This window comes from Phreatobacter aquaticus (assembly GCF_005160265.1).
Taxonomy (GTDB): domain Bacteria; phylum Pseudomonadota; class Alphaproteobacteria; order Rhizobiales; family Phreatobacteraceae; genus Phreatobacter; species Phreatobacter aquaticus.
Genome location: NZ_CP039865.1, coordinates 4707805 through 4728501, shown reverse-complemented (window position 1 = coordinate 4728501; position 20697 = coordinate 4707805). Strand labels below are relative to the sequence as shown.

Below are 20697 nucleotides of genomic sequence, written 5' to 3'. Positions count from 1 at the left end.
CAACCTCGTCTGTGTCTACTGGTCGGTGAAGAGGGGGCAGGCACCTGCGTTTCGGGTGCCCGTTCCAACCGCCGTCCGTGTGTGGGGCGTGCGGCCTAGGGGGACTTCTGGGAGTACGAGTCGATGAAGTCGCGTGTGACACTGATCCGCCTGAAGCGCTTTCAGGTCGATGAAAAGCGCCGCCAGGTGGCGCAGATCGAGATGATGATCGCCGAGTTCGAGCGCATGGCCAATGATCTCGACCGGGAGATCGTGGTCGAGCAGAACCGGGCCAACATCCACGATCCCGGCCATTATGCCTATCCGACCTATGCGAAGGCAGCGCGCCAGCGGCGCGACAACCTTCTGGGGTCGGCTGGCGAGCTCAAGGGCCAGCTGGATGATGCCAAGGCGGCGCTTGCCGAGGCTTTCGAGGAATTGAAGAAGGTCGAGATTCTCGACGAGCGCGAGACCGCTCGCGACCGCGTTGCGGATTCCGTGCGCGAGCAGGCGGAGATGGACCGGATCGGTCTCACCCGCCGCGGAGCCTATCTCGGCGCCTGACGGGCGTTGCCAGGACAGATAGCAAGGCGCGTGGCGGAAGCTGCGCGCCTTTTCTTGTGGCCGGATTGCCGGGGCTGGATTGGCGCTTCCTCACCCGCCGCCGACGGTTCCCTTGCGCTCCACATGGACGCGCCATGCGCCCGGCTCGCCGTCGATGGTCACGAGGTTCCAGGCGGCTGCTTCATGGCGACCTCCTGCCGCCGCTGAAGCCGATGGCGCCCCGATGACCGGAATTGGCCCGGCAGCGCCCGGCAGATTGTGCGTCGTGCCCTTGTGCGTATGGCCGTGCAGAACAGCTTCCGCACCCGCCTTGGCAATCGTGGCCGTCACACCCGCATGGTCCAGCAGCCGCTTCTGCGCTCCGATATCGAAGGGCGGATGATGGATGAGGACGACCCGCGCTAGGCCCTGCCGCGCCGTGTCGGCCAGCAGGTCCCCAAGCGTCTCGATCTGCCGCTGACCGAGAAACCCGGTCGCCATGAAGGGCGGTGTCGGCAGACCGGAATTCAGTCCGATCAGCGCCACCTGCCCGCGAACCCGGAGTGAGGGAAAGGCATAGCGGCGGTCCTCGCTGCCAGCGTCGTCGCCCTCGAGCCAGGGGCTCCATGCGCGGTACATCTCGGCGACGGTCGCGAGGTGATAGGCGTCGTGATTGCCGGGGACAACGGTGACCCGATCAGGCGCGCCCAGGCGCTGAAGGAATGCGCGGGCAGGCCCGATTTCAGCCGCGAGGCCGAGATTGATCAGGTCGCCGGTGACAGCGACATGGTCGGGATCGGCTGCCGCGATCTCCCGCACGAGGCGGTCGAGCACGTCCATGCGATGATGATTGCCGCGGCCGGCGAGCCAGTTGAGATAGCCGGTTGCGCGCTTCCCGGCGAGCTCACCGAGGCTCGGGCGCGGCAGCGGGCCGATATGCGGGTCGGAAAAGTGGGCAAGGCGGAACATGCCGCCTTGCTAGAACACCACGTGCGAATTGCAAACCTTGCTTACGCGCTGCCGAGCAGGATGCCGGCCGCCAGCACCAGGGTTCCGCCGACGACGATCTGGAACACGGCCTTGAGGAAGGGGGTGTCCATGTACTTGTAGCGGATCCAGGCGATCGCCCAGAGTTCGACCACAACGATGCCGATGGCGAGCGATGTCGCGATCCAGAAGGAATTCGGCCAGGAGGATGGGATCAGATAGGGCAGGGCATGGCCGAGGCCACCGATCATGGTCATGAGGCCGCAGACCCAGCCGCGAACAGCCGGCGAGCCACGACCCGTGATCTTCCCGTCATCGGAGAGCGCCTCGGTCAGGCCCATCGAGATGCCGGCGCCGACCGCAGCCGCCATGGCGACGAGAAAGGTCTCCCAATTCGCCTGGGTGGCGAAAGCCGCGGCGAAGACCGGAGCAAGCGTCGAGACCGATCCATCCATCAGGCCCGCCAGACCAGGCTGGACATAGGTCATGACGAAACGCTGGTGCGCGGTCTGGTCCTCGGCCGCCTTCGCATCAGCGGTGAGATGGGTTTCCGTCAGCCGGCGTGCGAGATCCTCGTGGTGGCTCTCGGCTTCGGCCAGCGTTGTCAGGAGTTGCCGGACCGATATATCGCGGGCGCGACTGGCGCTCTGGCGGTAGAAGGCCTCCGCCTCGCGCTCCATGCTCTCCGCCTCGGCCCGCACCGTATCGAGCGAGAGATTGGCTGTCAGCCAGATCGGCTTGCGCTTGAGGAAGCCGGACACGTCCTGACGGCGGATCAGCGGCAGGAACTCGCCGAACTTCTCGCGATAGAGATCATAGAGCCGGGTACGGTGGGTCGCTTCCTCGGCAGCCATGTCCTCAAACACGCGGGCGGACGCGGGATAGTCTGCCCGGAGGCGCTGGGCGAAGGCGAGATAGATGCGCCCGTCCTCTTCCTCGTTGGTGATGGCGAGCGCGAGCACCTGCTGCTCGGAGAGATCGGAAAAGGCGACCATGATGCCCTCGAAAGTCGTTGAGGGCACTTTATTAGAATAATTCTAATCTGAGTTCAAGCGCGTGACGCACTGCAGCAAGGCCAAAAGCAAACGGGCGCCGGCGGGAATGTCCCGCCAGGCGCCCGATTAGCTGATCCGGAGGGAGACTTCGGATCAGGCGCGGTTGTAGATTCCGAGTGCGGCAGCGGTGGCACCGTCGCGAATTTCGATCGACGGCTGCCACTGGAACTTCGGCCGCCGCATGAGCAGGCTGGTGATATAGGCGATGACCATGACAGGTCCTCCGGGTGAGCTGCCTGATGATGCAGCGCAGCATGGCTGTTTGATAGGCACTTTCAGGGTCCGCGAGAACCCATGACCTTTCCCTATCAGCCATGCGTTTCCAATCTGCCTCGCGAATGAGTCCCGGTCGTTTCATTTGAAAGAATGATGAACAAATGATGATATTCGCGGATCCGGCCAAGCGATCCAGGCTCACGCCGCTGCTGCATCTCTACTGGCGCATCACGCGTGGCATGACGCTGGGGGTGCGGGCCTGCGTGGTCGACCAGGAAGACTGCATCCTTTTGATACGCCACAGCTATACGCCTGGATGGCACTTTCCCGGTGGGGGCGTCGAGGTTGGCCAGACACTCATGGATGCGCTGGTCACAGAGCTGCGCGAAGAGGCCAATGTGGTGATGGACGGCGCCCCGCGCCTCGTCGGCATGTATCACAATGCCCTGACCGCGCCGCGCGACCACGTCGCGCTCTATCTGGTCGAGGCCTGGCACCAGCCGGCCCCTCCCGTGCCCAATCGCGAGATCGTCGAGCACGGATTCTTTGCGCGCACTGCCCTTCCTGAAGGCACAACGCGGGGCACTCGCGAACGGATCGAGGAATTGTTCGAGGCGCGCCCGGCAAGCCCGATCTGGTAGCGGGTCAGGTCGCGCCGCGTCCGTCGGCGCTCGCCCAATAGACCGGCTTGCGGGCACGGTTCAGGCTGCCGAGCGGCCGCAACCCATCGGCCGCATTCCAGGGTGAGAAGGCCAGGGCCTCGATAGCCGCTTCGCCGGGCGTGCGCGCGCCGTCGCCCGCCGGGCGGACGGGCAGAACCAGATCGGCGACCACGACGGGGGGCGAGACCGATTCCAGCCATTCGGTCGCGCCATCCTCGATCGGCGTACGCATCTCGTCCACGAAGGGCTGCAGGCAGAACTCGAAGCGGATGGGCGCGTGAGACAGCCGGCCGAGTAGTTCCTGGCGTAGCCGCTCGGGTGCTGGCGGCAGGGTTTCGGCAGGGAGCGCGTCCGGTGCAGGGCGCAGGAGATAGCGGACCGGTCCGGCATCCCCCCAGAGGAGCGCGCCCCGGCTCCAGTAGGTTTCCAGCGCCAGGCTGGTGACCGGGCGCGCGGTCGCCTGGCTGACATTCTTGAGCATCCGGAGCGTTTCGGACAGGCCGTGTGCGGCGATCAGCCGGGGCAGGAGCAGAAACTTCGAGCCGGCCATGGCCTTCGCAAAATCGACGAACTGGCGGGCGTTGCGCGCATGCGAGACCGGAAAATTGGTCATCAGGAAATCATGGCTCGCGCCGCCCGGCAGGGTGAGGCGGAGGGCGGCACCGCGCATATCGCGACGGTCGTCGTCCTGCAGGCGGCCGCTGGCGTTGGACAGGCGCACGATCGTTGCGAACGAGGTGCCCGGCTGGAAGGCTCCTTGCGCAAAGCGGGAGGGCAGGTCGGCACGCATGGTGAAGGAGGCACTCGGCTCCGCGAGGACCGCCTTCGCATGCAGTGTGCGCAGAACGGGACCGGCCTGGGAGGTCCTGTTCGCCTGCTGGATGCCCCGGATGTCGCGGGCGAGCCGCTCGAAGAGAGACGCCTCCGCTTCCGCGCTGCCGCCTTCGAAGGTTTCGCTCCAGACGGGATGCGCCATGATCGTTCTCGATCCGGGTCGGCCGTCGCCGTGCGCTGTCTTCCTGAACAGGCTCAGGCGATTTCGCCGAAGCCCGCCCCCGGTGCACCAGGCTTCAGCCGAAGCAGGCGCGAATCCGCCACGGCGGCCTGCCGATGCTTCACAGCCTCCCGATAGACGGGATCGCGGATCATGTCGATGAAGGCCTGGCCGGACGGATATTCGGCGATGAAGGCGATGTCCCAGGCTTCTTCGGCAGGGCCGATCAGCATGAGATCCGGTCGGCCGAGCCAGACCTGCCGTCCGCCGAGCCGGCGGAACACTGGCCCGCTGTCGCGGCCATAGGCGCGGTAGGCCTCAAGACCGGTCGCCTTGCGGCCATCGGGATAGCGCGCCTCGGCATGAAGGCGCACGAGATTCAGCATATGGATGGGTTCATCGCGCGGCAGGTCCTTGAACAGCGCGAAGGTTTCCTTGGTGGGATCGACATGGCCGGACATGGGCGCCTCCTCGTGACATGAGGGGAGCCTAGCAAGCGCGCATGCGGCAGGGCAGGGCCGGCCGGACCCGCCAAAAGGCTGAGGCCTTCCCCGTCGTCGCTTAGTGCAACTGGAATTCGCCGTCGATCGTGGAGAGTTCCGCCGGACCGATCAGGTCGCGATGGGCAACCGTGACGCGGTAGAGCCTGCCCTCGAGCTTGGCCTGCCAGAAGGCAAGGAACCGCTTCAGCTCCGGGAATTGCGGGGAGAGGTCGTAGTCCTGCCAGACATATTCCTGCAGGATCGAAGGATGGTCAGGAAGCCGGTACAGAATGCCTGCGGTGGTGAGGCCATAACCCGCGATCTGGCGGGCGAATTCAGGCGATGCCATCAGGGAACCTCGCGTGAAGGAGCAGGTCGACCAGCGCAGTGCAGCATGCGATTCGAAGCCGTCACATTCGGAATATTCCGAAGCCTGTTCAATCTGTTAGCACTCGTTCTGGCTGGTGCTGACAAGGCATCGGAGGCCGTCACTGGCTGACGGCGGCCGTTCGGGCCAGGCGGCGGCAGATGGAGGAGCCTGGGGATTGGGCGAGCCGCTGTCGACGGACCGTTCCGGCCATGCTATGCGCGATCCATGATGGTGACCTGGCAGACGGTGCAGCGACGACGACGGACGGCGTGACGACTTTCGCCGAACCCTCTGTCATGTCCTGCCGTCGCTGAGCTCCAAGCCATGCCCGACCTTACCCTCGATCTGCATCCTGAATCCGCGGCCGATGCTCCGGCCATCGATCGGCTGCACGAACGCGCCTTTGGCCCCGGCCGCTTTGCCCGCACGGCCTTCCGCCTGCGCGAAGGCGTGCCTCCGCTGCTCGATCTCTGCTTCACGGCTCGCGTCGGCACGCTGCTGGTCGGATCGATCCGCTTGTCGCCGGTGGTCATCGGTGCCGGCACGCCCGGCATCCTGCTCGGGCCGATCACCATCGATCCAGCCTTCCAGAGCCGTGGTATCGGTGGCGCGTTGATGCGGCGCTCTATGGATGCGGCGCGTGCCAAGAGCCACCAACTCGTCATCCTGGTGGGTGACGCCCCCTATTATCAGCGCTTCGGCTTCGCTGTCGTGCCACCGGGGCGCCTGGTTCTGCCCGGTCCGGTCGATCCCGGCCGCTTCCTTTACGCGGAGCTGCAACCGGGGTCTTTCGAGGGTGTATCCGGCCCGGTGCGCGGCGCGCGCGTCGCCGCCTGAAACAGCGGGCTCACGACGGCAACATATCGCGATGCGGATGCGGGGGTAGAGTTGTGCCGTCCCGCCTCTTGCCTGGAGCCATCGCCATGAGACGTCTTGCCCTTCTGACCGCAGTGGCGCTTGCCGCCTCTGCCGCTGGTGCCGAAGCGCAATCGGCGCGCTGCCGGGTGATGGATCCGACCGGCACCCCCTTGAACATTCGCGACAGTCCGAACGGCGCCGTTCTCGGGCAGGTGCGCAACGGCACACTGGTCGAGCGTGTCCGGATCGCCAGCGACGATCGTGGCCGGCCCTGGGCCTATATCATCGACCGCAACAGCGGCGAGCCGTTGGGCTGGGTGATCCGCGAGTTCATCGCCTGCTTCTGACTTCACCAAGCGAACGGCCCCTTGAGCCCTGTGCCGGTCTTCGCGAACACTCGGCCAAGGGCGACGACTGATTCGAGGATCGAGCCGATGAAGCGCAGAGACTTTCTGACCGGTTTGCTGGGACTTGCTACTCTGGCGATCGCAAGCACCGCGAGTGCCCCGCAGGCGCAGGCGTCCTGGGTCAGCGATGGCGCCAATGCGGTCGGGCGTGGCGTGCGCCGCACGGGCCGCGCCATTGGTCGCGGCACACGCAGTGTCGGACGCAGCATCGGCCGGGGAACCCGCCGCGTGCGGCGGCAGATCTTCGGCCGGCGCCGCTGACACGGCCCAAATCTCTGTTTGTTGATGGGACCAAAGCGCTCCTCGCGCGTTGGTCCCATGATCCGTCGCTTGGTGCTGCCGCAGGTCTCGCTCAGAGACGGCACGGCAGCTCATCCTGAGGCGGACAACACAGCAGAACAGGGATGGCCCATCATGCACCGCAGACTTTTTCTCACGGCACTCTTCGGCGCGCCGGCCGCCGCAGCCGGAATCCTGGCGGCATCGCAGAGTGCCGAAGCCCTGCCGGTTGCGCCTATGCCGACGCCCGTCGCCAGCCTCGCTGAAGGCGTCGAACTGGAGAACGCCTCCTGGGCGAGCCAGGGCGCCAATCGCGTGAACCGCCAGATCTTCGGCCATCGCCGCCGCCGCGGCTATTACCGCCGCCGCTACTACCGTCGGCGTTACGACCGTCGCTGAGGCAGCGTGAGCCCTACCTGCCCTCGCGCGCCCAGACAGCGGTCAGGGCGCCGAGGAGCAGGATCAGGCCAAGCACGCCGGCAAAGGCTGGCAGGATACCGATACCGCGGACCACGGATGCATCGCGCTGGCGAAGACCCATCCAGTCCTCGCCGCGCAGCGCGGTGGTGGAGCGCGTCGGAACGATACGGGGGACGGTGAGGTTGCCGTCCTCCGAAATGCGCCAGAGGCCGCCACCTGTCGCACGCACAAGTGGTTCGAGCACGGTCAGCGTCGAGGTGACATCGGTGAATTCGCGCGGATTGGGCGGGCCGACATTGACCAGTCGCGTCAGACGGCCCGATTGTGCGCGCCACAGGCCAAGTTCGGTCACATCGACTTGGCCGCGCCAAAGTCCGGGCTCGGCCGGTTGCATCGTCACGACGTCGCTGGCGCCCGAGGGTCTGGTCAGCGTCACCGGCTCGGGCGTCTCGGCCATGGTCTGCAGTTCGACGACGAGCTGACGGCCGCGCACGGCGAGCTTCAAGCTCTCTTCCTCGAGTTCCGGCTCCTTCATCAGCCAGTGCGACAGGCGGCGCAGCAGTTCGAGATGCGGTCCGCCGCCCTCGAAGCCGCGCGCCCAGAGCCAGATATGGTCCGACAGCAGCAGCGCCACGCGACCTTCGCCCTGGCGACCGAGCAGCAGGAGCGGCCGGTTGTCCGGCCCGTCCATCACGGTCGTGCTGCCCTCGGCAGGCCGGCGGCTTTCGACCAGCCGGAACCAGCGGCTCCATTGCGGATTGCCCTCGGCGGTCATGCCGGGCAGCGCACGGGTCACCGGGTGACGCCGGCCAAGATCGGAGACACGCGCATGGAAGGGGCGTTCCATGATCTCGCCAGTCGGCGCGGCGGGCAGGATGGCCTCCAGCGGCGTGTCGTTGATCGAGGAGGCGGTGGCATGTTCTGGGCCGGCGGCCACCAGAAGCGCGCCGCCATTGCGGACATAGCGGGCGATATTGTCGAAATAGATCAGCGGCAAGATGCCCTGCTGGGCATAGCGATCGAAGATGATCAGATCGAACTCGCGGATCTTGATCTGGAACAGCTCGCGCGTCGGGAAGGCGATCAGCGAGAGCTCATTGATCGGCGTGCCGTCCTGCTTTTCCGGCGGACGCAGGATCGTGAAGTGAACAAGGTCGACGCCGGCATCGGACTTCAGGAGGTTGCGCCAGGTGCGCTCGCCGGCATGCGGCTCGCCCGAGACCAGCAGCACGCGCAGCTTTTCGCGGATGCCCTCGATGATGACGACCGCGCGGTTGTTGACGGCGGTGAGCTCGCCTTCCAGCGGGTCGACCTCGATCTCGACGATGTTGGCGCCGGCATGGGCGATCTGGACGGAGACATTGGCGCTGGTCGCGGTCTGGACCGTGCGCCGCTCGATCACTTCGCCGTCGCGCCTGATGGTCACGGCAACCTGGGCGGCCCGGCCACCCGTGCCGTTGTCTTCCACCCGGAAGCCGACGGTCTGGCTCTGGCCGACAATGCCGAAGCGCGGGGTCTGGATCAGCACGACGCGCCGGTCGCGGTCGGTCGAGCGGCCGGTGATCAACGCATGGACCGGAGCCTGGAAGCCGAGAGCAGCCATCTGGGCCGGCACATCATGCACCTGCCCATCGGTGACCATGATCGCGCCGCCGACCCGCTCGGCCGGAACGTCGGACAGCGCCTGGCGCAGGGCTTCGAACAGATGGGTGCCATCGGTCTGGCCGTCGGAGGCGCCAGCATCGACCCAGCGCACCTCGAAGCCCGGCGAGCGGGCGAAGTTCCGTTCAAGCGCAGCCTTGGCTTCGTCGGTGATGCGGGCGCGATCAGCCAATGACTGGCTCGCGGAACGGTCGATGACGACAGCCACCACCGTGCGCAGCGGATCGCGATCCTCCTGCGTGAAGACCGGATTGGCGATGGCGGCCAGCGCCAGCGCCATGGCGCCGACGCGCCACCAGGTGCCGCGGGTGCGCGAGACGATCAGCAGCACCGCGACGAGCACCACGGCGACCGCGGCTGCGATCAGCGCCCAGGTGGGCAGGAGCGGAGACCAGACGACGCCAAAGCTCATCGCGTCAGTTCCCCAGCCGTTCGAGGAGCGCTGGCACGTGAACCTGGTCGGTCTTGTAGTTGCCGGTCAGGGCATACATCACGATGTTGACGCCGAAGCGGAAGGCAAGTTCGCGCTGCCGCGCCTCGCCCTGCACGGGCAGGAGCGGATTGCCCTGGCGGTCGATCGCCCAGGCGCTGGCGAGATCGTTCGATGTGATGATGACAGGTGAGACGGAATCCGAGGCGCGGGCGGGCCGCGCAGCCTCTTCATCGGTCGCCGGCGGTATCGCCTCGACCCAGGTGCCGCCATCGGCATAGCGCCCCGGAAACTCCCGCAGGATGAAGAAGGCACGGGCGAGCACGTGATCGCGCGGCACCGGTTCAAGTTCCGGAATGTCGAGACCGGCGATGATCCGCCGCAGCGTCGCCTGGGCCGGGCTCGCCTGGCCGGGCGTGGCGGTCAGGGCATCGCGGGTGTCGAAGATCACCATGCCGCCCTGTTTCATATAGGCGTCGAGCTTGAGCAGGGCCTGCGGGCTCGGTTCGGCTGCTCCTGACACGATCGGCCAGTAGATCACCGGGAAGAACGCGATCTCGTCGCGGCTGATATCGACCGATTGCGGAGCCGCCGGTTCGAGAGCGGTTCGGGCCGAGAGGAAGCGCGTCAGCCCTTCGAGACCCGCGCGGCTGACCTCATCCACCTCACGGGACCCGGTGACCACATAGGCAAGTCTGGTTGCCTGTGTTGCCCGCAGGGCGGCATCGTCTGCGGGATTGCCCGTGGATATCGGTGGCGGCCGGTCCTGTGACCGGCGCGTCTGGGCATCGGCGGGAGCCGACAGCAACAAGGGCACAAGGGCGAGGGCCAGGACCACGGCCGCGCGCGCCGGGCGGCGGGCGGTCAACCGGGCAAGGCCGCCGGCAATGGCGAAGACCGCAAGGCCATCGAGCAGCAACAGGAGCAGGGCGGCAATCACCAGCGGGGATCTCAGGTCGACGGGTTCACCCACCCTGTAACGCTCGATGGTGGCGGCGAGGGGGCGGAGGTCGAGCGGCTTCAAGCGTTCGGCCGGAGTCAGCGTGTTGACCGCCACCATGCCTTCCTGGGGGCCATAGAAGCCAGGCGGGAAATCGTAGCTTGCGGCGTCGCGCCAATCGGCTGGGATCGGCTTGGCGGTTGCCGGCGGGCGGATGAAGGCCCCGAACCCGTCAAGCACGCGAGTGGGCGCGATGCGGTCGGCGCCGCGCACCTGGCCGGGCAGGGCGGCCAGACCTTCGGCGGCGGGACGGCCGGCGGCGGAGAGGCCGGCAACGCGCTTCAGCATCTCGACGAAAGCACCCGACAGAGGAAGGTCGGACCATGCGGTGTCAGCGGTGATATGGAACAGGATCAGCATGCCGCGGCCGCGCTTTTCGGCGGTCACCAGCGGCGTTCCATCGGCGAGCTGCGCCCAGGTCTTGTCGGCGAGCAGGCCATCCGGCTCGGCCAGGACCTGACGGCGCACGCGCACGTCGGCGGGCACCGCGATGTCGGCGAAGGGACTTTCGCGCGTGAAGGGCGCGAGGCCCTGCGGTGTTTCCCAGGACAGCGTGCCGCCGAGCTGGCGGCCGCCGCGCCGGAGACGGACCGGTACGAGGTCGTCATTCTGCGCCCCGGCAAGGCGGGTGCCCGCGAAGCGCAGCAGGATGCCGCCATTGTCGAGGAAGCGTGACAACGCCTCGCGCGCCTGCGGCGTGACGGTGCCGACATCGGTCAGCACGATCATCGGCACCCGGCCTTCGACGAAGCGCATGGCGGCCTCGGAGGGCGAGGCGCCCTCGACGGTGCGGATATCGGCAAAGGGCTCGAGCGCCCGCCCGAGATAATAGGTCGGCGACAGGAGCGGTTGGGCCGTGTCCGATGACGCGCCGGAGATGACGCCGATGGTGCGGCGCTGCCAGCGCGCGTCGATCAGCTGAACGGCGCCGGCCGAGCGCTCGCCGATGACGTCGAGACGGGTGATCTCGTTGCGGATCTCGACCGGCAGGTCGAACTTCGCTTCCGCTTCGGTCTTGCCGGGCTCAAACGCGAAGGTGCTTTCGCCGAGCGGCAGGCCACGGCTGTCCAGCGCCCGGACGCGCCCGGCCTGCGCCGGTCCCGCATCGGCCCGGATGACGGCGACAGTGAAGCCCTGGTTGCTGTTGGCAGCATTGGTCAGCGCCAGGACCGGGGCCGTGCCGCCATCGAACACGGACAGTGTGCGGCCAGCCACGACATCCTTCAACTGGGTGATGAAGGCCTCGGAGCGGCCGGTATCGATACCGTCGGCAAGCCAGACGATCTCGGCCAGCGGCTGGGCGGCAAGGAATTTGGTCAGGGCCGGCAGGATCTGCGCGCGGTCCGGCGTGTGGGGGAGGGGGTCGAGGGAGCGCAGCCGCTCGCGTACCGAACTTGGCGTCTCGATGCCAATATCGATCACCGGGCGGGCGGTTGTGGCGAAGGCGACCGGGCGCCCGGCGCTTTCGGCGGAGGCGACGATCTGGGTCGCGACCCGCAGGCGCTGTTCGAAGGAGGCAGCCGATGCCCAGCCGTCGTCGACGAGGAGGAGAACCGGGCCGCGTCCGCCGCTGGTGGTCGCGGGCGGATTCCACAGGGGACCCGCCATGGCGAGGATGATGATCGCGGCGAGCAGCAGGCGGAGCAGCGTCAGCCACCACGGGCTGTTCGACGGCGTCTCCTCCTTCGGCGCGATCTCCATCAGGATGCGGGTCGGCGGGAATTGCACCCGGCGCGGCCGGGGCGGGACCAGGCGCAGGAGCCACCAGAGCGCGGGCAGGGCTGCCAGCGCGAACAGGACCAGCGGCGAAGCGAAGGCGAGCGGCAGGCCCAGCATCATCGGCCTCCCACGTCGCGCGATCCCGGTCCCATGCGCTGATGCAGCGCGAGGATCGCGGCAGAGGGCGGCTGGTCGGTGCGGTGAATGCCAAAGCTCCAGCCGCGCTGATCGCATTCAAGGCGCAGGGCCGCGCGATGGGCGGCAAGCCGCGCGGTGTAATCGTCGCGCCAGGTCTCGGCGCGGCCGGCGGTGATGGTCAGGCCATCTTCGAGTTCCTCGAACTCGACGCGACCCTTGTAGGGGAAGGTCTCTTCGATCGGATCGTTGATCTGCAGGACATGGCCGCGCGAGCCGCTCATGGCGAGGCTTTTCACCTCGTCCTGGAACTCCTCGACCGGCACCAGGCAGTCCGACAGAATGACCACTTCGGAGAGCCGCGACACCGGCGCCTTGGGTGGCAGCCCCGCGGGCTTTTCCGTGCTGTCGGCCAGGATCGCTTCCGCCATGCGGTCGATGATGGCGCGGCTGGCCGTCGGCCGCATTAGGCCTGGAATGCCGACCCGCTCGCCGCCCTTCACCATGATCTCCGCCAGGGCGAAGGCGAGCACCAGGCAGCGATCACGCTTGGTTTCCCAGGCGAGCGGCGAGACGAACTGCATGGAAGCCGATCGATCCGGCCAGATCCAGACGGTATGGGCGGCTTCCCATTCCTGCTCGCGAACATACAGGTGCTGGTCGCGCGCTGAGCGCCGCCAGTCGACACGCGAGGCCGGCTCGCCGTCGTTGAACCGGCGGAACTGCCAGAAATTCTCGCCGGAGCCGGCGCGCCTGCGGCCATGGAGGCCATGCACCACGGTGGACGCGACACGGCGCGCCTCCAGCACGAGGCGCGGCAAGGCCGCCGCCAGCATCTCGCCATCGCGCGACAGCCGGTGCGTCTCCTGGACGCCGTCTTGCCGGTTGTCGGTGAGGCCGAACATGAGGCTCCTTATCGGATCGGCTTGACCAGGGTGGCGATGACCTTCTCGACCGTCAGGCCGTCCGCGCGCGCACTGAACGAGAGCGCCATGCGGTGCTTCAGGATCGGCTCGGCCAGTGCCACCACGTCATCGACCGAGGGTGCGAGGCGTCCGTCGATCAGCGCGCGGGCACGCACGGCCAGCATGAGCGCCTGCGAGGCGCGGGGGCCAGGACCCCAGGCGATGGCCTGCGCCAGTTCGCCGGTGGCCGCGCCCGGACGGGCCGAGCGGACCAGCGTCAGGATGGCTTCCACAACCGACTCGCCGACCGGGAGCCTGCGCACCAGCCGCTGGGCGGCCTGGAGATCGTCCCAGCTCATCGCCTGTTTCGGCTTGGTCTCTTCCGAGCCGGTCGTGTCGAACAGGATCTTCCTCTCGGCTTCGAGATCGGGATAGCCGACATCGACCTGCATCAGGAACCGGTCGAGCTGCGCCTCGGGAAGGGGATAGGTGCCCTCCTGTTCCAGCGGGTTCTGGGTCGCCAGCACATGGAAGGGTTTCGGCAGGTCGTGGCGCTCGCCGGCGACGGTCACGTGATATTCCTGCATGGCCTGCAGCAGCGCCGACTGGGTGCGCGGCGAGGCGCGGTTGATCTCGTCGGCCATCAGGAGCTGGGTGAAGACCGGACCTTTGAGAAACCGGAAGGCTCGCTTGCCGGAGGCCGATTCCTCGAGAACTTCGGAGCCTAGAATGTCCGAGGGCATGAGGTCCGGCGTGAACTGGATGCGCCGGGCATCGAGCCCCAGCACGATGCCGAGGGTTTCCACCAGCTTGGTCTTGGCAAGACCCGGCAGGCCGACCAGCAGGGCATGGCCGCCGGCCAGGATGGTGATCAGGGTCTGGTCGATCACCGATGGCTGGCCGAAGATGACATTGGCGATGTTGGCGCGCGCCAGGCGCGCCTGGGCGGCCGTGGTCTCGGCAGCGCGGACGATGGCGTCTTCCATCCGTTCGGCGGTCTCGGCGGTCATGGTTGCTCCTTGTCCGATCGGTCTCGCATCGCAGTGCATCATGGCCCATGCGTTGCGGGGGCGATAGTCGGCACTTAAATTCCCAACAGGCTTCAGCCAGCGGCTATCGGTCGCCTTTGCCCCCCGTCACAGCTTTGTGAGTGCCCAGACAGTGTCCGACACCCCCTCCGCCTCCACCGGTCTCGATGCGCTCGCCGCCGCGGTGAAGGCGGTGCGCGGACCGCCGCCGGTGCATCTGTGGAACCCGCCCTTCTGCGGCGATCTCGACATGCGGATCGGGGCTGACGGCACCTGGTACTACATGAAGACGCCAATCGGCCGCCCGGCGCTGGTGAAGCTGTTTTCCTCGGTTTTGAAGGTCGAGGATGGCAAATTCTTTCTCGTGACGCCGGTCGAGAAGGTTGGAATCGTCGTTGATGACGCACCCTTTGCAGCGGTCGAAATGCGCGTCGAGGGCGAAGGCCATGCCCGCCGGATCGGGTTCAGAACCCAGACCGAAGAGTGGGTGGAGGTCGCCGCCGACCACCCGCTGCGCTTCGAGAAGGAAGCCGGCACCGAGGGGCTGAAGCCCTATGTCCTGCTGCGCGGCGCCTTGTGGGCCAGGGTGTCGCGCGCGCTCTTTCACGATCTCGCGAGCATGGGCGAGATCGCTGTGCATGACGGCTCGGAATGGTTCGGGCTCTATGCCGGCGGGCGCTTCTATCCCATGGTGCCGGCCCAAGAGATCGAGGGCCTGCTGTGATTCCCCGCGACGCCGCCGCGTTTGCCCAAGCCGTCAGCCGGCGTCTGACGCTTGATCTGCCGACGCGCATCCATGACCCGTTTGCCCTGTTGGGCGTGCCAGGCGATGCCGGTGATCACACGATCAATGAAGGGGCGCCGGCCAAGCCCGCCGCCGTGCTGATCCCGGTCGTGGCCCGGCCGGAACCGACCGTGCTGCTGACCTTGCGGTCGAGCGCACTGCCCAGCCATTCCGGCCAGATCGCCTTTCCGGGCGGCAAGATCGATCCGGGTGATGGAACGCCGCTTGCCGCCGCGCTCCGCGAGGCGGAGGAAGAGGTCGGTCTCGACCGGCGCTTCGTCCAGCCGCTCGGCTATCTGCTGCCGTTCCTGTCGCGCACCGGCTACCTGATCACCCCGGTGGTCGGCATGGTCGAGCCCGGCTTCGAGCTCACCATCAATCCCAGCGAGGTGACGGATGCCTTCGAGGTGCCGCTCGCCTTCCTGATGGACGAGCGCAACCACCAGCGCCAGACGCGCCATCTCAATGGGCGCGACCGCGTTGTCTTTGCGATGCCCTATGGCGAACGCTATATATGGGGCATCACGGCGACCATCCTGCGCGATCTCTGGCAGCGGCTCGCCGACCCCGTTGCCGTCGAAGGAGCCTGATGCGCATCGCCATCAACCTGCTGCTCTTCATCCTGCCCTTCGTGCTCTATGTCGGCTGGCTGCACCTGAAGGAGCAGAGCCCGTTCCTCAAGGAACATTGGGAGCGGCGGCCGGTGGTTTGGCTCGGGCTGGTCGGCATTCTGCTTGGCGGCGGCTATTTCCTCTATCACGTCGCCTATCAGGTGCGGGATCCGAACGTCATCTACATCCCGGCGCGGGTCGAGAACGGCGTTTTCCAGCCTGCCCGCATGGAGCCCCGGTCGCGGGCGCCCCAGCAATGAGCGTTCCGCCAGGTTTGCCGGCCGGGCTGCCCGGCTGGTTCACCAAGGGGCCGGCGGCCGAGATTCTCGCCTTGCTGAATGCCGACGGCGAGGAGGCGCGGCCCATCGGCGGTGCCGTGCGCAACCATCTGATCGGTCAGCCGGAAGGCGATATCGACATTGCGACGACGGCAGTTCCGGGCGAGGTCGTGCGGCGGATGAGTGCGGCGGGCTTCAAGGTGGTCCCGACCGGCATCGACCATGGAACCGTCACCGTCGTGGCCGACGGACGCGGCTATGAAGTGACGACGCTCAGGGAAGACATCGAGACCGACGGCCGCCGCGCCGTCGTCCGGTTTGGCCGCGACTGGCGGGCGGATGCCGCCCGGCGTGACTTCACCGTCAACGCGATGAGCCTTGCGCCAGACGGCACACTGGTCGACTTCTTCGGCGGCAGAGACGATCTCAAGGCCCGGCGAATCCGGTTCATCGGCGATCCCGTGCAGCGCATCCGCGAGGACCGTTTGCGCATCCTTCGGTTTTTCCGCTTTCACGCGACCTATGCCGAAGGTCCGCCGGACCGGCCGGCGCTCGACGCCTGCATCGCCGAACGCCCCGGAATTGCCGATCTTTCGGGCGAGCGGATTCGCCAGGAGATGCTGAAGCTTCTGGTTGCGGCACGTGCGGCGAGCACGCTGCAGGACATGGCTGATGCCGGTATCCTCGGCCCGATTCTGGGCGGTATCCCGTTATGCTGCGGGGTCGCCAGGCTGGCGAGGATCGAGGAGGCGCTCGGCTTTGCTGCCGAGCCGTCGCGCCGTCTTGCGGCGCTCGGGGTGCTCGTGCGCGAGGATGCCGAACGCCTGCGTGGGCGCCTCAAACTGTCCAACGAGGAGTTCCGCCGGCTCTACAGCGTTGGTCACGGATGGCCTGCAATCGACCCCAAGCAGGGCGAACAGGCGGCCAAAGTCCAGCTCCATGCCGCAGGTCCACGCGGGTTCCGTGATCGTGCGCTGGTGGCTTTCGCCCGATCTGCAGCCTCGCCGGAAGACCCCTCGTGGCAAGCTCTGGTCCGCCTGCCGGAGCGCTGGCAGGCTCCCGGGTTTCCGATCAGCGGGCTCGACTTCGCAGCACGGGGACTGGGCCAGGGTCCCGAACTCGGCGCTGCCCTGGCGCGCGCCAAGGCGGCATGGATTGCAACCGGATTCCCGTCTGATCGCGCGAGCCTAGACGCACTGGTTGTGGCGGCGATGCCCGGACATTTCAGCTAAAATCGTCATTCCCCCGTAAGCGCGGCGCTAGGCTAGTCCACGTCGATGCCAGCCAATTAATTGGTACGAAACGATTATTTGGTTGAGTGGCAGGATGAGGGGGAGATTGGGTAACCTATCTTCTTCGGTCGCAATGATTGTATCATGCCATTGAACGCCGAAGCCCAGATGTCCACAGAGCGCAACCAGAAGCGCGATTTTCCTGTCGAGATCTACATCTCGATGGTCGACTCGTTGTTTGCCGAGCTGCGTACGTTTCTGCTCGGAGCGATGGTGGCCTTCGTCGCTGCCGTCTATGCCTCGTCGATTTCGCCTGAACCGGTTCTGGCCGTCTGCGCTCTGCTGCTCGGGGTCGTCGGCATCGCCCGCGCCGTCCACATCCTGAGCTACCGTCACTATCGCGGCGATGTTCAGACCTTCGAGGCGGCTCGCCAATGGGAGCGAGCCTATACGATCGGCGCCAATATCTATGTCTTCCTGCTGGGCGTGTGGTGTTTCGCCAGCTTCTATCTGTCGACCAGCGCCGTCGCCCAATTGTTCAGTCTGGCGCTTGTGCTCGCCCATATGGTCGGTGTCACCGGGCGCAACTTCGCCAATGAGCGCTTCGTCGACATGCAGATCGTCCTGCTGGCGACACCTGTCATTCTCGGCCTGGTGCTGACCGGTAATATCGATTTCATCCTGCTCGCCGGGTTCTTCCTGCCGTTCTTCGTTGGCGTGCGCTCGGTCGCCGCCCGTCTGCGCGACATCCTGCTCAATGCCGTGATCGCCCAGCGCGACGTCTCGGTGTTGGCGACCCGCTTCGATACGGCGCTCAACAACATGCCGCATGGCATTGCCATGTTCGACAGTCATGGCCGGCTGGTGGTGGTCAACAAGCGCTGGAGCGAGCTCCTGCCTGGCGATACGAACCTGTTGAAATCCGGTGTCCGCGGCGAGGCCATCCTGGCGGCCTATGCCGATTCAGGCGTGGTGTCGGCGGCCGATCATGCCCGCATCGTCGAGGTCATCCGTCGCCGCCCGGACGACCGCGTGCCCCTGAAGTTCGACCTTGGCAGCCATGACCGTCATTTCTCGCTGACGTTCCAGCCGATGGGCAATGGTGGCCTGGTCATCGTGGTCGAGGACATGACGGCACAGCGCCAGTCTGAAGAGCGCATCGACCATATGGCCAAGCACGATGCCTTGACCAACCTTCCGAACCGCAACCTCTTCACCGAGCGCTTGGAATCGGCACTGGCTGTCGCCCCCGATGCCTTGCTCGCGGTGCTGTTCGTCGATCTCGACAATTTCAAGCAGGTCAATGACACGCTCGGCCTGCCGATCGGCGACAGCCTGCTGATCGAAGTGGCCGACAGGCTCAAGTTCACGGTCGGCGAGAACGATCTGGTCGCGCGGTTCGGCGCCGACGAGTTCGTGGTGCTGCAGGTCGATGCCAGTTGCGTCAACGAGGTGACCGCGCTCGCCGGGCGCATCATCGCGGCTCTGCAGGACATCATCCAGATCGATGACACCTCGATCTCGTGCGGCGCGTCCGTGGGTATTGCGCTCGCCCCGCGCGACGGCACGGAGGCCGACCAGTTGATCAAATGCGCCGACATGGCGCTGAACCGCGCGAAGGCCGGCGGCAAGGGCATGCTGCATTTCTATGAAGAGGAAATGGACCGGCAGGCTCAGGCGCGCCGCGCGACCGAGATGGACCTGCGCAAGGCCATCCAGTCGAACGAACTTGCCGTCTATTTCCAGCCGCTCTTGAACCTCAAGTCGCTGACGGTCACCACCTGCGAGGCGCTGGTGCGCTGGCCGCATCCGACGCGCGGCATGATCTCGCCTGCCGAGTTCATTCCGATCGCCGAGGAGACGGGCCTGATCATCGAGCTTGGTCGCCAGGTCATCGTCAAGGCGTGCACGGCCTGCGCGGCCTGGCCAGGCGACGTACGCGTGGCCGTCAATCTTTCCTCCATCCAGTTCGAGCGCGACGACGTGGTGGCCCTGGTGGAGGATGCGCTGGCCGCCAGCGGCCTGGCACCGGACCGGCTCGAGCTCGAGATCACCGAGACGCTGCTGCTCAAGGATTCCGATGGCATCCTGAAGGTTCTCCAGCAATTGCGCAGCATGGGCGTGCGGATCGCGCTCGACGATTTCGGCACCGGCTATTCCAGCCTCAGCTACCTGCACAAGTTCCCGCTGCAGAAGGTCAAGATCGATCGTTCGTTCCTGAAGAACATCGAGACAGACCAGCGGTCCGTGAAGCTTCTCCACGGGGTTTCCCGGCTTGGCGCCGAACTTGGTCTGACCGTCGTCGTCGAGGGCGTGGAGACCCATGCCCAGATGCGGATCGTCGACCAGCCGGGTGCCGTGACCGAGATCCAGGGCTTCATCCTCAGCCCGGCCGTGCCGGACAAGGACCTTCAGTCTCTGCTTGGCCGCAACAACCAGGCCGTGATGAAGAAGGTCGCCTGAGGCGATCCTCGCTTGGGGGCCGTGCGCCCCCGTTCCCCACATTGTATCTCCGCGCGATCCAGGCCCGCTTTCGGGCTACTGCTCGATCTGTTCGCGTTCAGCGTGAATTGGGCCGATTGCACGCGAGTGCGGGTTGTGCCGCCCCCGTCCGGACGCTGCGGCGTTGGGCTTCCGGACATCACCCTGCGTCAGTAGAGCTTTGCACGCGATGGCATGTGATGCCTGCGCACTACGCATGGTGCGTTGCAGAGACAGAGACTTCGAGCTGCGCTGCTAGCCTTGGCCTAAGCATTAAGCAGAAACATTAACGGCATTCCTCCGATCGCGTTAACGATGTTTTAACCAAGCGCTTTCCAATCCTTAAAAACTCGTTAAACTTCTCCTCACGTTCAGCAGCGGTAACTGGCGTGCGGCATGAGGTTCCCGAGATGAATACGGTTAACAGCCCGATTTCGTTTTCAAATCAGGTGATGGAGCTGCTCGGGCGGATCGAATACCGGCTGGCGGAGACCAAAGAAGACAAGCAGGCGATCTATCGGCTCCGCCACGAATGCTATCTGCGTGAAGGTGCGATCAAGCCGAACAAGAGCGGGCTGTTCCGCGATCGCTTCGATGCCGCGCCGAATGTCTGGATCTTCGGCATCTATCTCGACAACAAGCTTGTCAGTTCGATCCGCATCCATGCCGCCAACAAGGCCAACCCGATCTCGCCGGGCATGGACGTGTTCGGCGACGTGCTGGCGCCGCGCATCGAGGCAGGCGAGACGATCATCGACCCGACCCGCCTGGTGGTCGATCACGAGGCTTCGCGCGCCTATCCCTATCTCGCCTATGCCACCGTGCGACTCGGCTTCATGGCGTCGGAATATTTCCGCGCCGACCTCGGCCTTGCCACCGTGCGCACGGAGCACCGCGCGTTCTACCGCAGGCTGTTCTCCATGCAGGCCATGGGCGAGCCCCGCCACTACCCCGGTCTGAAAAAGCCGATCAATCTGCTCGGAATTCACTATCCCTCGGTTCACGAGAAGATCGTGGCGCGCTATCCTTTCATGGTGTCGAGCGCGGTCGAGCGTGGTTTCCTGTTCGACCGGCATCAACCGGCCCATGCGATCCCCGCGCGTATCGAGGCGTCGCGGTCGATCGTCGCCCCGTCGCCTGCATCCGGGCAGGTGTCGGCAGCGGCCTGACCTGCCGGACG

Annotated in this window: 21 protein-coding genes; 12 read left to right on the top strand and 9 right to left on the bottom strand. The window is 66.3% G+C overall.

Annotated elements, in window-relative coordinates:
* Positions 1–123 precede the first annotated feature (123 nt).
* On the top strand, positions 124–543 hold the full coding sequence (fliJ, locus tag E8L99_RS22530) for a flagellar export protein FliJ (RefSeq protein WP_137101665.1): 420 nt from the start codon (positions 124–126) through the stop codon (positions 541–543).
* A 90-nt stretch (positions 544–633) separates the two neighbouring features.
* Here the strand turns inward: fliJ and E8L99_RS22525 are convergent, their stop codons facing one another.
* Together E8L99_RS22525 and mbfA are read right to left on the bottom strand one after the other, a co-directional pair.
* Positions 634–1491: a metallophosphoesterase family protein gene (locus tag E8L99_RS22525; RefSeq protein ID WP_137101664.1), complete on the bottom strand. Its 858-nt coding sequence runs from the start codon at positions 1489–1491 to the stop codon at positions 634–636.
* A 41-nt stretch (positions 1492–1532) separates the two neighbouring features.
* Positions 1533–2504 (bottom strand): iron exporter MbfA, encoded by a 972-nt coding sequence (gene mbfA, locus E8L99_RS22520; RefSeq protein ID WP_137101663.1) that lies wholly within the window; start codon positions 2502–2504, stop codon positions 1533–1535.
* Between the two features lie 437 nt (positions 2505–2941).
* On the opposite strand from mbfA, the gene E8L99_RS22515 reads away from it, so the two are divergent.
* The gene (locus tag E8L99_RS22515; RefSeq protein ID WP_137101662.1) at positions 2942–3421 is read left to right on the top strand and encodes an NUDIX domain-containing protein; all 480 of its coding nucleotides are present in this window, start codon (positions 2942–2944) and stop codon (positions 3419–3421) included.
* Positions 3422–3425: 4 nt separating this feature from the next.
* Here E8L99_RS22515 and E8L99_RS22510 read toward each other — a convergent pair whose 3' ends face one another.
* The 3 genes from E8L99_RS22510 to E8L99_RS22500 all read right to left on the bottom strand — a co-directional run bounded on the left by E8L99_RS22510 (position 3426) and on the right by E8L99_RS22500 (position 5267).
* Positions 3426–4418 (bottom strand): catalase, encoded by a 993-nt coding sequence (locus E8L99_RS22510; RefSeq protein WP_137101661.1) that lies wholly within the window; start codon positions 4416–4418, stop codon positions 3426–3428.
* A gap of 53 nt (positions 4419–4471) precedes the next feature.
* A complete protein-coding gene (locus E8L99_RS22505) occupies positions 4472–4897 on the bottom strand; it encodes a DUF1330 domain-containing protein (protein ID WP_137101660.1) in 426 nt (141 codons plus the stop codon).
* 100 nt (positions 4898–4997) lie between these two features.
* Positions 4998–5267, bottom strand: a complete 270-nt coding sequence (locus tag E8L99_RS22500; protein WP_137101659.1) for an usg protein — start codon at positions 5265–5267, stop codon at positions 4998–5000.
* A 345-nt stretch (positions 5268–5612) separates the two neighbouring features.
* Between E8L99_RS22500 and E8L99_RS22495 the strand changes: the two genes are divergently transcribed.
* From E8L99_RS22495 to E8L99_RS22480, 4 genes are all read left to right on the top strand, one after another.
* Positions 5613–6125 (top strand): GNAT family N-acetyltransferase, encoded by a 513-nt coding sequence (locus E8L99_RS22495; protein ID WP_137101658.1) that lies wholly within the window; start codon positions 5613–5615, stop codon positions 6123–6125.
* An 86-nt stretch (positions 6126–6211) separates the two neighbouring features.
* Positions 6212–6493, top strand: a complete 282-nt coding sequence (locus E8L99_RS22490) for an SH3 domain-containing protein (protein WP_137101657.1) — start codon at positions 6212–6214, stop codon at positions 6491–6493.
* 87 nt (positions 6494–6580) lie between these two features.
* Positions 6581–6814 carry a hypothetical protein gene (locus tag E8L99_RS22485; protein WP_137101656.1) on the top strand — a complete coding sequence of 78 codons (234 nt, stop codon included), beginning with the start codon at positions 6581–6583 and terminating at the stop codon, positions 6812–6814.
* 153 nt (positions 6815–6967) lie between these two features.
* The gene (locus E8L99_RS22480) at positions 6968–7231 is read left to right on the top strand and encodes a hypothetical protein (protein WP_137101655.1); all 264 of its coding nucleotides are present in this window, start codon (positions 6968–6970) and stop codon (positions 7229–7231) included.
* A 13-nt stretch (positions 7232–7244) separates the two neighbouring features.
* Here E8L99_RS22480 and E8L99_RS22475 read toward each other — a convergent pair whose 3' ends face one another.
* From E8L99_RS22475 to E8L99_RS22460, 4 genes are read right to left on the bottom strand one after another with little or no spacing between them, the layout of a single operon-like run.
* Positions 7245–9326, bottom strand: coding sequence for a hypothetical protein (locus E8L99_RS22475; protein WP_137101654.1), 2082 nt, complete (start codon positions 9324–9326; stop codon positions 7245–7247).
* Between the two features lie 4 nt (positions 9327–9330).
* The gene (locus tag E8L99_RS22470; RefSeq protein ID WP_137102241.1) at positions 9331–12180 is read right to left on the bottom strand and encodes a DUF4159 domain-containing protein; all 2850 of its coding nucleotides are present in this window, start codon (positions 12178–12180) and stop codon (positions 9331–9333) included.
* Complete coding sequence (locus tag E8L99_RS22465) at positions 12180–13103, bottom strand: DUF58 domain-containing protein (protein ID WP_137101653.1); 924 nt, start codon at positions 13101–13103, stop codon at positions 12180–12182. Before E8L99_RS22465 ends, E8L99_RS22470 begins: the two co-directional genes overlap by 1 nt.
* Positions 13104–13111: 8 nt before the next feature.
* Entirely contained in the window at positions 13112–14113 is a 1002-nt protein-coding gene (locus E8L99_RS22460) for an AAA family ATPase (RefSeq protein ID WP_137101652.1), read from the bottom strand.
* 136 nt (positions 14114–14249) lie between these two features.
* Here E8L99_RS22460 and E8L99_RS22455 point away from each other — a divergent pair, with 136 nt between their 5' ends.
* From E8L99_RS22455 to E8L99_RS22430, 6 genes are all read left to right on the top strand, one after another.
* Positions 14250–14855 carry a DUF1285 domain-containing protein gene (locus tag E8L99_RS22455; protein ID WP_210421786.1) on the top strand — a complete coding sequence of 202 codons (606 nt, stop codon included), beginning with the start codon at positions 14250–14252 and terminating at the stop codon, positions 14853–14855.
* Complete coding sequence (locus E8L99_RS22450) at positions 14852–15505, top strand: CoA pyrophosphatase (RefSeq protein ID WP_252511192.1); 654 nt, start codon at positions 14852–14854, stop codon at positions 15503–15505. Before E8L99_RS22455 ends, E8L99_RS22450 begins: the two co-directional genes overlap by 4 nt.
* Positions 15505–15786: a DUF6111 family protein gene (locus tag E8L99_RS22445; protein WP_137101650.1), complete on the top strand. Its 282-nt coding sequence runs from the start codon at positions 15505–15507 to the stop codon at positions 15784–15786. Before E8L99_RS22450 ends, E8L99_RS22445 begins: the two co-directional genes overlap by 1 nt.
* Positions 15783–17036, top strand: coding sequence for a CCA tRNA nucleotidyltransferase (locus tag E8L99_RS22440; RefSeq protein ID WP_137101649.1), 1254 nt, complete (start codon positions 15783–15785; stop codon positions 17034–17036). The genes E8L99_RS22445 and E8L99_RS22440 overlap by 4 nt, the downstream gene beginning before the upstream one ends.
* A gap of 144 nt (positions 17037–17180) precedes the next feature.
* Entirely contained in the window at positions 17181–19499 is a 2319-nt protein-coding gene (locus E8L99_RS22435) for a putative bifunctional diguanylate cyclase/phosphodiesterase (RefSeq protein ID WP_137101648.1), read from the top strand.
* Between the two features lie 428 nt (positions 19500–19927).
* Positions 19928–20686: an N-acyl amino acid synthase FeeM domain-containing protein gene (locus E8L99_RS22430; protein WP_210421785.1), complete on the top strand. Its 759-nt coding sequence runs from the start codon at positions 19928–19930 to the stop codon at positions 20684–20686.
* Positions 20687–20697 lie beyond the last annotated feature (11 nt).

Bases quoted from the DNA above. Each gene is read 5' to 3' on its own strand.
- fliJ (WP_137101665.1), top strand. From the start codon at position 124: ATGAAGTCGCGTGTGACACTGATCCGCCTGAAGCGCTTTCAGGTCGAT.
- E8L99_RS22525 (WP_137101664.1), bottom strand. From the start codon at position 1,491: ATGTTCCGCCTTGCCCACTTTTCCGACCCGCATATCGGCCCGCTGCCG.
- mbfA (WP_137101663.1), bottom strand. From the start codon at position 2,504: ATGGTCGCCTTTTCCGATCTCTCCGAGCAGCAGGTGCTCGCGCTCGCC.
- E8L99_RS22515 (WP_137101662.1), top strand. From the start codon at position 2,942: ATGATGATATTCGCGGATCCGGCCAAGCGATCCAGGCTCACGCCGCTG.
- E8L99_RS22510 (WP_137101661.1), bottom strand. From the start codon at position 4,418: ATGGCGCATCCCGTCTGGAGCGAAACCTTCGAAGGCGGCAGCGCGGAA.
- E8L99_RS22505 (WP_137101660.1), bottom strand. From the start codon at position 4,897: ATGTCCGGCCATGTCGATCCCACCAAGGAAACCTTCGCGCTGTTCAAG.
- E8L99_RS22500 (WP_137101659.1), bottom strand. From the start codon at position 5,267: ATGGCATCGCCTGAATTCGCCCGCCAGATCGCGGGTTATGGCCTCACC.
- E8L99_RS22495 (WP_137101658.1), top strand. From the start codon at position 5,613: ATGCCCGACCTTACCCTCGATCTGCATCCTGAATCCGCGGCCGATGCT.
- E8L99_RS22490 (WP_137101657.1), top strand. From the start codon at position 6,212: ATGAGACGTCTTGCCCTTCTGACCGCAGTGGCGCTTGCCGCCTCTGCC.
- E8L99_RS22485 (WP_137101656.1), top strand. From the start codon at position 6,581: ATGAAGCGCAGAGACTTTCTGACCGGTTTGCTGGGACTTGCTACTCTG.
- E8L99_RS22480 (WP_137101655.1), top strand. From the start codon at position 6,968: ATGCACCGCAGACTTTTTCTCACGGCACTCTTCGGCGCGCCGGCCGCC.
- E8L99_RS22475 (WP_137101654.1), bottom strand. From the start codon at position 9,326: ATGAGCTTTGGCGTCGTCTGGTCTCCGCTCCTGCCCACCTGGGCGCTG.
- E8L99_RS22470 (WP_137102241.1), bottom strand. From the start codon at position 12,180: ATGCTGGGCCTGCCGCTCGCCTTCGCTTCGCCGCTGGTCCTGTTCGCG.
- E8L99_RS22465 (WP_137101653.1), bottom strand. From the start codon at position 13,103: ATGTTCGGCCTCACCGACAACCGGCAAGACGGCGTCCAGGAGACGCAC.
- E8L99_RS22460 (WP_137101652.1), bottom strand. From the start codon at position 14,113: ATGACCGCCGAGACCGCCGAACGGATGGAAGACGCCATCGTCCGCGCT.
- E8L99_RS22445 (WP_137101650.1), top strand. From the start codon at position 15,505: ATGCGCATCGCCATCAACCTGCTGCTCTTCATCCTGCCCTTCGTGCTC.
- E8L99_RS22440 (WP_137101649.1), top strand. From the start codon at position 15,783: ATGAGCGTTCCGCCAGGTTTGCCGGCCGGGCTGCCCGGCTGGTTCACC.
- E8L99_RS22435 (WP_137101648.1), top strand. From the start codon at position 17,181: ATGCCATTGAACGCCGAAGCCCAGATGTCCACAGAGCGCAACCAGAAG.
- E8L99_RS22430 (WP_210421785.1), top strand. From the start codon at position 19,928: ATGAATACGGTTAACAGCCCGATTTCGTTTTCAAATCAGGTGATGGAG.